We start from the raw sequence: 8,989 nt of genomic DNA, 5'->3' as shown, positions 1-8,989 counted from the left end.
GCCCCAAGCCCTGCCAAGATACAACTACCCCCGTGACAAGAAGAGGGCCCCATATGGGACCCTCTCCATAGATGATGCAGCGGCTAGGGAGCGAGGACGCGAAGTGCTCGGCCTACGCAACCCCAGGGGAGTGCGCGCTGCACGTATGAGCTAGTTGAGCTCCTGACGCCACTGGGGCATGACGGGATCGCGATAGTACTTCGCGGCGCCGACGCAGTTGAAGAGCTCCATCTTCTGCTTGATGACTGCCTTGCCAGCCTCGATGCACTCGGGGAAGAGGTTGTTCGGATCCCAGCCGGAGCCCTCCTGGGAGAGGATCTCGCGAGCCTTGGTGAAGAACGCGCTCTTGTAGTCGGAGGAGATGTTCACCTTCTGGATGCCCAGACGCACGGCCTCGGCGATCTCGCTGTCGGGGTTGCCCGAACCACCGTGGAGCACGAGCGGGATGTCAACGACCTTGGTGATCTCCTCGAGCACGTCCATGCGCAACTTCGGGGTGACGCCCTTGGGATACAGGCCGTGGCAGGTGCCGATGGCGACGGCGAGCGTATCGACGCCGGTCTGCTCGACGAACTTCTTGGCATCCTCGGGATTGGTGTAGATGACCTCGGTCATGCCGCCCTCGATGGAGGTGCCGGTGTCACCGATGGTGCCCAGCTCGCCCTCGACCGAGACGCCGACCATGTGGCAGTAGTTCACGACCTCGGCGGTCTTGGCGATGTTCTCCTCGAACGGAAGAGCAGAGCCGTCGATCATGACGGAGGTGAAGCCCACGTGCACGGCGCGCATGATGCTCTCGATGCTGTCGCCATGGTCCATGTGGATGACGAACGGAACCGGGCTGTTGCCAGCGCGGGCGATCATGTACTTGACGAAATCGTCCTTGCAGTAGGCGAGCTCGGTGGGGTGCACCGCGATGATCGCGGGGGCGTCGTTGGCCTCAGCGGCCTCGACCACGGTGCGGAACAGATTGCTCTCGGACACGTTGTAGGCGCCCACTGCGAAGTGCTTCTCCTTCGCGACGCTGAGCATCTGGTTCATGTTGATGAGCATAGTCTCATGTCTCCTTTTACTTGTCGTACTCGTTGACTACCAACCATATGTGCTGTTCACCGTATGCGAGACGAGGCACATGTCCTTTATCTCAACCTCTGCCTCACGCGGCAAACGTAACACCGCTGCTTACGAGCGAGCCTTTCCGGCAGAACCGGAAATCTCGATGTAGCGCTTGATAACCTCGATACCGGCCTTCCAGCTGTCCTCGACGAGCGTCGGGTAATCGTAACCGGGGTTCTCGGCAAGCGCCTTCGCGACGAACTCGCGCTGGGCAATCATGTAGTCCGTGCCCACGTTGATCTTGTTGATACCGGCCTCGACGGAGCGACGCATGTTCTCCTCGCCGGCGCCGGACCCGCCGTGAAGCACGAGCGGAGCGCCCGTAGCTGCCTTGATCTTCTCCACGATATCGAAGTGGAACGTGGGAACGTATCCCTCGGGATAGTCGCCATGCGTGGAACCGTAGGACACGGCCAGGCAATCAACGCCCGTTTCCTTGATGAACTTGATCGCCACATCGGGGTTCGTGTACATCTCGTCATCGGTTAGCACCGCCCCGCTCTCGTCGATGCGGCCCATGTTGCCCACCTCGGCCTCAACAGAGGCGCCGTAGGTCTGGGCGAGCTCGACGATGCCGCGCGTCACGCGAGCGTTCTCCTCGGGCGAAAGCGCGCTCGCGTCGCACATGACGCTTGAGAACCCCTCATGCAGGCAGCGCTTGAGGTGCGCGATATCGTGGCCATGATCGAGGTTGATAGCCACAGGCACACTCGCCGCCTGCGCCATCTTGATGATGGGCTGGGTGAGGATATCGCAATCGAAGAACGATTTCACATGATCCTGAAGCAGGTCGATGATGATGGGGGCGTTCATCTCTTCGGCCGCTGTGATGACGCCGCGCGCCGTCTCGAGGTTGAAGGCGTTGATTGCCATGACGGCATAGCCCTCGGCATTGGCCTTAGCGAGCATGCCCTTCATCGATTCATACATGGAATGGGTCCTTCCTTGACCGTACGTACATCATGCCAAGCGCGTTACGACGAATGCGAAGCGAGCTTCCAAGGTGACTCAAGCGCTTCCGTGCGACGCCGGGAGAATGGCGGCGGAGCCGAAGCCCCGCCGCATGCAAACCTTAGGAGAGGCTGAAGCCGGAGAGGTCAATCTCTTCCTCGGTGTCGTCCTCGGCCATGCCAAGATCGTCAACCTGCTCGGGGGTGAGGCGCTTCTTGATGAGCACCAGGAGCACGGCGGTGACGCAGGAACCCACGAGGAGCGCGACAACGGCCATGAGCGGGTTGGTCATAGCGGGGATCACGAAGACGCCGCCGGAGGGAACCATGGACTCAACACCAGCGGAGAAGCTGATCGCGCCGCACACGCCGCAGCCGATGGAGGTGCAGATCACGGTACGGATGAGGTCGTTCATGGCGATGGGAATGACGCCCTCGGAGATCATGCAGATGCCCATGGGGAAGGCGACCTTGATGTTCTCCTCCTCGGAGTACTTGAAGATCGGCTTCTTGATGGCCTTGGAAAGCAGCCAGCCGAGCGTCACGCCGATGGGCGGAACCATTGCGGCGAGGACCTTGATGCCCTCGGGGCCATAGATGCCATCAGCCATGAGACCATCGCAGATCAGGTTCGGGACCTTGGAGATAGCTCCACCGTAATCCAGGCAACCGATCCAGCCGATGATGAATCCGTAGAGGGCCTTCTGGCTCTGGTCAAGACCGGTGATGAAGTTGGTCAGCGCACCGGTGAGCATCGTGATCGGGGTGCCGAGCACGAAGAACATGATGAGGCCGCCGAGCGCAGAGGACAGCAGCGGGACGATCATCATGGGCATGAGCGCCTGCGCCCACTTGGGAACCTTGAGATAGGTCTCGATGACGAGCGCGATGTAGCCCACGAGCAGGCCGCCGATGAGGCCGCCGAGGAAGCCGGAGTTCAGGAACGAGGCGATCATGCCCATGAGGAAGCCGGGCGCGATGCCGGGACGGTCGGCAACGGAGTAGGCGATGTAGCCGCCGATGAATGCCGGGATGAGGCCCATGCCCATGCCGCCGAGCGTGGTGAGCGCCGAGGGCACCGTCATCGCGTCGAGCTCGTCGATCGAAGCGATGGTAACGCCACCGGTAAGGTTACCGATAGCGATGAGCAGGCCGGAGGCCACGATGAGCGGAAGCAGGTAGCTAATGGCGGTAAGCACGTGCTTCTTAATCTCGGAGGGAGCGAACTTTCCCTTCAGTTTTCCTGCCATGAGGAAATCCCCCTTTCACACGGGATATAGCCGGTTGACTACTTGCCGATGGACTCGGCAACCTTCTGGATGACCTGCTTGGGGGCCTTCACCACGAGCGAGGTCGGGATCTCGAGCGTGGGCTTGCCCTCGAAGCGGCCCTTCTCGACCTTGATGTCGACAGCCAGGATGACGGCATCAGCCTCGGCGATCTCCTCCGGAGTGAGCGGGTCCTCAACGCCGATGGTGCCCTGCGTCTCCACGTGGATCTCGTGGCCGAGTGCCTGGGCGGCTTTGACGAGCTTCTCCTTTGCCATGTAGGTGTGCGCGATACCAGAGGTACACGCGCAAACGCCGACGAGCTTCATGAGCTCCTCCTTCTCTATCGCCTCTCCCCAATTACCAACCACGGCGTGCGGGCGATAGCGTCGCGCCGTGGATGTTGCAAAGCCATACGCGCTGCCAGCCGGCGATCAGGCTGCGCGCGCTCATTGCCTGCAGTGAATGCGCGGGACCATCCGCAGGGCAGCTGCCTCAGCTGACGAATGGCCGCACCTGCCAGCTCGGCCCCTAGTCGTCGTAGTCGTCCGGGCTCGACTCGAGCAGCGCCAGCATCTCCTGCGGGCTCGTGACCGCATGCAGCTTCTCAACGAAGCTCTCATGCGCGAGCAGCATGGCCACATGCTGGAGCAGCTTAAGATGCACAACGTCGGAATCGCCCTCGGTAACGGCGAACAGGATGACAACCGTAACCGGCTCGCCGTCGAGCGACTCCCACGCAAGCGGGTTCTTCGACGTGCCGATAGCGAGCGCGGTCTCGTTCACACCCGCGGACTTGCCGTGCGGGATGGCGACACCCATACCGATGCCGGTCTGGCCCTCGCCCTCGCGCCACATGACATCCTTGAAGAAGCCCTCGCGATCGTTGAGCTTTCCCTGCTCCTCGAACAGGTCGGTCAGAGCGTTGAGCATCTCCTCCTTGGTGTTCACGTCGAGGTCAAGCGCGATGAGCTTCTCGTCGATCACGTTGGAGATGTTGAACCCCTGGGTTCCCTCTGCCATGACATTCCTCCTCCCAAATGTCTTTCTCCCTCGTTGTTTCACAACTATACAATCTTGTGAAACAATTTTGTGATTCACGGGGCGTTTTAGGGTGAACGGTAGGTTTTTTCAGGTGAACGGTTTCAGCATTTCCCATTTGATGAAACAGAATTGATTCAGCAGCATTTTATTGGCAACCGTTATTATTCTCTGCTTCAACCTGCACGTATCTGCATAATGTGCGCTTGCCGCATGCAAGGGGCTTTATGTAAACAAGACTTCTGTTTCATCCCGTTCACACCGAACAGAGCCCCGCTCGCCCAATATCATGCCCTTCTGCGTTTCATCAAACTATAATAGTTGAAACGGCAAGGTTATCTGGCTGAAAGGAGCCCTATGATGGATAAGGTCTTGCTCGGCGCGCTGGAAGCCGGCGGCACCAAGATGGTATGCGCCACGGGCTATGCCGACGGCACCGTCGTCGAGTCCGAGTCGTTCCCCACCACCACCCCGGAGGAAACAACCGCGACGTGCGCTGCTTGGTTCAAGGACAAGGGCATCGCTGCGCTGGGCATTGGCGCGTTCGGCCCCACTGCGGTGAACCCCTCTTCGCCTCGTTACGGTCAGATTCTCGAAACGCCCAAGACCGCGTGGCGCTATTTTGACCTGCTGGGCAATCTGCAGGGACCCCTCGGCATTCCGTGCGGATACGACACCGATGTGAACGTCGCGTGCCTGGGCGAGGTCACCTTCGGCTGCGCGCAGGGGCTCACCGACGTGGTGTACCTCACCATCGGTACGGGCGTGGGCGCCGGCGTTCTCTCGGGCGGGAAGCTCCTCCATGGCATGATGCACCCTGAGGCAGGCCATATCCCGCTGGTTCCTAATCCGGATGACCCCATCGCGGGCGATGGTGCGTGCCCGTACCACAAGAACTGCCTTGAAGGCCTCATCGCCGGCCCGGCAATCGCCAAGCGCTGGAATGGCAAGAAGGGCAGCCAGATGGCGGACGATCCGGAAGCCATGGACCTTCTCGCCGGGTACCTGGGGCAGGCGCTCGCCACGTACATCCTCTGCTACTCGCCGCAGCGCATCATCATTGGCGGTGGCGTGGGCGACCACACCCCCATCGTGCAGCTCGCGCGCGCCAAGACGGCCGAGGTGCTCAACAACTACATCGTCACGCCCGAGGTGGCAAACCTCGACACCTACATTGTGAACAACAGTCTTGAGGGTAAGCAGGGCGTTATGGGCTGCCTCGAGCTGGCCCGCCAGGCACTGGAGGGATAATGCTGCCGGGGCGGTGTCGTGCCGCAACGTGACGCCGCCTTCCCGCTCTCTCCCTATTCATTCTTGGGCAAGATTGTGCCGTTATAGCCACTTATTTCGGCCAAGTTCGACACATTCTTGCCCGAGAATGAAAGACAATCAAACAGCGTGCGGCCGCGTGTCCGTACCTGTGCACCCACGCGGGCCCTACAATCAAATTCCACGAGACGCGACACGCGGCACACCGTACGCATCCAAGAGCCGCGCTAGCGCTCCGGGCGTCATCACGGTACGGTAATCAAAACGAATCACGGCATCACAAACCGCCGTCAGGCGAGATTCGCGCTGGCGCTCATGCATCATGCGCGCCACGGTGTCGCCGTGTTCCCCCGCGAACCGCGTATATTTGTCTTTGCCGTCAAACTCCCATACCAGCTTTGTCCCGTCTTCCAAAATCCACGCGCCGTCGACGTAGAACGTTCTCCACGGCTCCAGAACATCTGGGAACGCCACCTGAAGCTCGGGGACGACGAAGCCCTCTTGGATCATAACGCCGCGCGCGATGGACTCTCCCCCGCTTTGGCTGCGCGCGTCCGCATACGATGCCACGCGCAGCGCGCTCCTGACACCTCGCTTGCGACCGCCATATCGTCTCACACGCTGCACAAGCTCTTCGCTCGATATGTCGAGAAGGCGCAACGCAGCGTCCGCAATGGCCAGTGCCTGAGGAAACGGCGCTGCACATAGGCAGTCGACAACCGTTTGTTCAGGTGAGATCACGTGGATCCCGCTTACGACGCCACGCGCAAACGTTGGTATTCCTGGTGTAGCGCGCACACCGCATCGCACAAATCGGCCCGTCTTCCCAGTATGGGAACCGGGCGACACCGCGAGGTACACATCTTCCAGCAGCTCAAGCGACACAGGAAGGCCGAACGCGCACGCCGCGGAAAACGAGGAGAAAATCAATCGTTCATCGTAGCGCGCAAGGGATTGGATGATGACGTACGGCTTGCGCCACGATTCCAGCCCCGCCCAAAATGCACAGCGCCCAAACAGCTGGGGAAATGGCTCGACCAGCTCGCCCGTATCCACACGCCGGCGAAATGCACGAATTTCTTTTCGCGGCGGACGAAATAGAATCCCGTCCTGCTCCGCCTGTGCGACGTGACGGGCGATTCGCTCCGAAACGCTTGAGCGCACGGCCCTTGCCCCCTAGGTAAACGTAGCCCGCACGCGCAGGCGTGCGGACGGCACGGTTCGTTGCTAAAACGTAGACCCTCTCTGAAGGATAGACCCGCTCTAAAGCGTAGCCCCACTCTAAAACGTAGCCCCACTCTAAAGCGTAGCCCCACTCTCATTTTTGGGCAAGATTGTACCGTTACAGGCCTCTGTAGAAGCCGTTAACGGCACATTTTTGCCCAAGAATGAACGGGCGCGGTCAGCCCGTCCGGCGTACGGCCGATGATCGCCTACTCGCTTGCGCGGGCCCCCTTCATGGCGCGAAGCACAGCAGCACGCAGCTCGGGGATGCGGCCCTTGTCCATCTGCGGAACGCCCTCGAGCTTGTAGGGGATGCCGAGCTGCTCGTACTTCACCACCCCCATGGTGTGGTATGGCAGCATCTCGAGGCCGACAACGTTATGCCAGGGAGCAATCAGCCGACCGAGCTTTTCGCACTCCTCAACCGAATCGGTATAGCCCGGCACCACAACATGCCGGATCACCGTCTTGATGTTGCGGCGAGCAAGCTCGTCGCCAAAGGCGAGGATTCGGTCCATGCTACGTTCCGTAAGCGCACGATGGCCCTCGGGATCCGCGTGCTTGATGTCGAGCAACACAAGGTCGGTTGCGCGAAGCAGCGCGTCGAAGCGCTCAGGGGAATCGGGCGTGTACGCGTAGCCGCAGGTATCGAGGCAGGTATGTACCCTCCCGGCCGGACGGGCGTGGGCCTGGCCAAAGAGGGCGGCCACGAACTCGGGCTGGAGCAGCGGCTCTCCGCCAGAAACCGTGATGCCACCGTTGCGATAAAACTGCCAATTGCTCTCGAACGTGCCCATGATGTGCTCGACGGAGACGGGTGTGCCCGCCTGAACCGCCCAGGTATCGGGGTTGTGGCAGTAGGCGCAACGCATGGGGCAGCCCTGGACGAACACCACGAGCCGCGTGCCCGGCCCATCGACCGTGCCCATGGTCTCGATGGAATGAACGCGCCCCAACGGGAACTGCGATTGGTCTTCTATCTGCGCCTCGAGCTCAACCTTTGCCACCGCGCCCACGCTCCTTGCTCACGTTGCTTGTTCGCCACCGCTATTGTACGTCCTCTATCTGCGTCCGGCGCGCACAGAACAATGGGTGAAGTCGGTACAGAAGAGAAATGACTTCCCAAGGAAGGGGCGGGGCGGGCGCCGCACAAACAAAAAGCGCCCGCGCGCTGCAATCGATGCGGACACGCGGGCTCGATGAGTCAAAACGACCCCGTCCCAAAATGACTCAGAATGACTCAGCGATGTAACGAAATGAGTAAACGCATGAACCCCACAGCGGCAGGGCTATACTGGCAGGCGCGACCACGGAACCAAACGAGCATAGGGAGCAGGCATGGCAATCGAACGCATGGCAATAGTAGGCAAGGGCGCGGTAGGACTGCTCTACGGCAGCATTGCCGCAGCGCATCTCGATGCTGGAGCGGTTACCTATGTAATGGATGACGCACGGTTCGAACGGCATCGACACGACCGCACGCTCATCAATGGCGTGCAATGCGATATCGAAACTTTGCCCGTAAGCGACTTGGCAAGCGAGCGTCCGTTCGACTTGGTCGTGCTCGCCACTAAGGCAACGGGTCTCAATCAAGCGCTCAGCACCATGGAAGCCCTGGTAGGCCCGAACACATACATCATTTCGCTTCTTAACGGCATTCGAAGCGAGCGCATCATAGCCGAGCGATTTGGCTGGCAACATACGGTGCTCAGCGTTGCGCAGGGCATGGACGCCGTGTTTCTAAATGGCGAGCTCACCTATACGCATCCAGGCGAGATCCGGTTCGGCGCGGCGGAGGAAACCAATCCAGGCGTCGTCGACAGCATTGCCGCGTTCTTCCGTCGAGCAGGCATCCCCCATACGGTCGAGGCGAACGTCGAACATCGTCTATGGACGAAATTCATGCTCAACGTAGGGATAAACCAAACCTGCATGGCATATGGAGGCACCTATGGTACTGCGACCGCGCCCGGCGAACAGAATCGCTGCTTCATCGCCGCTATGCGCGAGGCCATGGCCGTAGCACGGGCGGAAGGAATCGAGCTCACCGAGCAGGATCTGGGCGACTGTGTTTGGTCAAGTCTTCTTTTTTGAAATGGGCATGCGCTTCTTTCGGGTTCG

Annotated in this window: 9 protein-coding genes; 2 read left to right on the top strand and 7 right to left on the bottom strand. The window is 60.4% G+C overall.

Annotated elements, in window-relative coordinates; genetic code table 11:
* Window positions 1–150: 150 nt before the first annotated feature.
* The 5 genes from AC1VS5_RS08980 to AC1VS5_RS08960 form a co-directional block, all read right to left on the bottom strand.
* A complete protein-coding gene (locus tag AC1VS5_RS08980) occupies window positions 151–1,053 on the bottom strand; it encodes a ketose-bisphosphate aldolase (protein WP_019127607.1) in 903 nt (300 codons plus the stop codon).
* A 129-nt stretch (window positions 1,054–1,182) separates the two neighbouring features.
* Window positions 1,183–2,046, bottom strand: coding sequence for a class II fructose-bisphosphate aldolase (locus AC1VS5_RS08975; RefSeq protein WP_022349813.1), 864 nt, complete (start codon window positions 2,044–2,046; stop codon window positions 1,183–1,185).
* A 142-nt stretch (window positions 2,047–2,188) separates the two neighbouring features.
* Window positions 2,189–3,316 carry a PTS fructose transporter subunit IIC gene (locus AC1VS5_RS08970; RefSeq protein ID WP_346680918.1) on the bottom strand — a complete coding sequence of 376 codons (1,128 nt, stop codon included), beginning with the start codon at window positions 3,314–3,316 and terminating at the stop codon, window positions 2,189–2,191.
* A gap of 38 nt (window positions 3,317–3,354) precedes the next feature.
* Window positions 3,355–3,663: a PTS fructose transporter subunit IIB gene (locus AC1VS5_RS08965; RefSeq protein ID WP_019127604.1), complete on the bottom strand. Its 309-nt coding sequence runs from the start codon at window positions 3,661–3,663 to the stop codon at window positions 3,355–3,357.
* Between the two features lie 202 nt (window positions 3,664–3,865).
* Entirely contained in the window at window positions 3,866–4,357 is a 492-nt protein-coding gene (locus tag AC1VS5_RS08960; RefSeq protein ID WP_329739322.1) for a PTS sugar transporter subunit IIA, read from the bottom strand.
* A gap of 378 nt (window positions 4,358–4,735) precedes the next feature.
* Here AC1VS5_RS08960 and AC1VS5_RS08955 point away from each other — a divergent pair, with 378 nt between their 5' ends.
* Window positions 4,736–5,626 carry an ROK family protein gene (locus AC1VS5_RS08955; RefSeq protein ID WP_417057196.1) on the top strand — a complete coding sequence of 297 codons (891 nt, stop codon included), beginning with the start codon at window positions 4,736–4,738 and terminating at the stop codon, window positions 5,624–5,626.
* 192 nt (window positions 5,627–5,818) lie between these two features.
* On the opposite strand, the gene AC1VS5_RS08950 is transcribed toward AC1VS5_RS08955, so the two are convergent.
* A complete protein-coding gene (locus tag AC1VS5_RS08950) occupies window positions 5,819–6,214 on the bottom strand; it encodes a hypothetical protein (protein ID WP_417057093.1) in 396 nt (131 codons plus the stop codon).
* An 863-nt stretch (window positions 6,215–7,077) separates the two neighbouring features.
* Complete coding sequence (gene pflA, locus AC1VS5_RS08945; RefSeq protein WP_417057094.1) at window positions 7,078–7,875, bottom strand: pyruvate formate-lyase-activating protein; 798 nt, start codon at window positions 7,873–7,875, stop codon at window positions 7,078–7,080.
* A gap of 331 nt (window positions 7,876–8,206) precedes the next feature.
* On the opposite strand from pflA, the gene AC1VS5_RS08940 reads away from it, so the two are divergent.
* Complete coding sequence (locus AC1VS5_RS08940) at window positions 8,207–8,962, top strand: ketopantoate reductase family protein (RefSeq protein ID WP_481218410.1); 756 nt, start codon at window positions 8,207–8,209, stop codon at window positions 8,960–8,962.
* Window positions 8,963–8,989 lie beyond the last annotated feature (27 nt).

It is taken from the genome of Enorma sp. (assembly GCF_982429025.1).
The sequence above is the reverse complement of the archived record's forward strand: the minus strand, read 5'-3'. Positions and strand labels throughout refer to the sequence as shown.